The sequence below is a fragment of the Vibrio sp. H11 genome (assembly GCF_004804295.1).
Classification (GTDB): domain Bacteria; phylum Pseudomonadota; class Gammaproteobacteria; order Enterobacterales; family Vibrionaceae; genus Vibrio; species Vibrio ostreae.
The window spans coordinates 1-1,322 of sequence record NZ_SSHN01000027.1 but is presented as its reverse complement, the minus strand read 5'-3'; the positions used below and the strand labels follow the sequence as shown (position 1 = coordinate 1,322).

The window sequence follows — 1,322 nt, the reverse complement described above, 5'->3', positions numbered from 1 at the left end:
AATGTGTCTGTCATTGGTCAGAACTTGTCCGGCCTGAACGACGGCGAGCTGATCGTGACCATGAATGTGACTGACGCGGCCGGTAACTCGGGCGCGGTGACCGACACCACTAAGCTGGACCAAAGCGCGCCCACCAACAACGATGGGAGCAATAGCATTGCGTTTAATGATGGTGGCGACGAACTGCTGAGCCGCAGCGAAGCCATCAGTGTGACCCTGACCGGTAAAGTGGAAGCGGATGCGACGGTGACCGGTATCACCATCACCGACGGGACGATCACATTAACGGTCAACAGCGATGACATCACCGTCGATGCAGACGGCAATGTCTCTGTCGCAGGCCAAAACTTGTCTGGCCTGCATGACGGCGAGCTGACCGTGACCATGACTGTGACCGACGCCGCGGGCAACCCGGGCATCGTGACCGACACCACCCAACTGGATCAAAGTGCGCCCACCAACAACGATGGCAGCAACAGCATTAACTTTGTTGATGGCGGCGATGAACTGCTGAGCCGCAGCGAAGCGAGCAGCGTGACGCTGACTGGTAAAGTGGAAGCGGACGCGACCGTCACTGGCATCACCATCACCGACGGGACGACCACATTGACGGTCAACAGTAATGACATCACCGTCGACGCAGACGGTAATGTCTCTGTCACAGGCCAGGATCTGTCCGACCTGAACGACGGCGAACTGACTGTGACCATGAATGTGACCGACGCCGCGGGTAACCCGGGCGCCGTGACCGACACCACTAAGCTGGACCAAAGCGCGCCCACCAACAACGATGGCAGCAACAGCATTAACTTTGTTGATGGCGGCGATGAACTGCTGAGCCGCAGCGAAGCGAGCAGTGTGACGCTGACTGGTAAAGTGGAAGCGGATGCGACCGTGACTGGCATGACCATCACCGACGGGACGACCACATTGACGGTCAACAGTAATGACATCACGGTCGACGCAGACGGTAATGTCTCTGTCAGTGGTCAGGATTTGTCCGGCCTGAACGACGGCGAGCTGACCGTGACCATGACTGTGACCGACGCGGCCGGTAACCCGGGCGCCGTGACCGACACCACCGAACTGGACCAAAGCGCTCCGGAAAATAATGACGGCAGCAACCGCATTAACTTTGTTGATGGCGGCGATGAGCTGCTGAGTAGCAGCGAAGCAAGCAACGTGACGTTGACCGGTAAAGTGGAAGCGGATGCGACGGTGACCGGCATCACCATTACGGACGGCGACACGACGCTGACGGTTAACGCCAGCGATATTAGCGTCGATGCAGACGGCAATGTCTCTGTCACAGGCCAGGACTT

Annotated in this window: 1 pseudogene; it reads left to right on the top strand. The window is 58.2% G+C overall.

From position 1 onward, the window contains the following. A pseudogene (locus tag E6C74_RS20910) lies at positions 1-1,322 on the top strand (hypothetical protein); the annotation flags it as partial.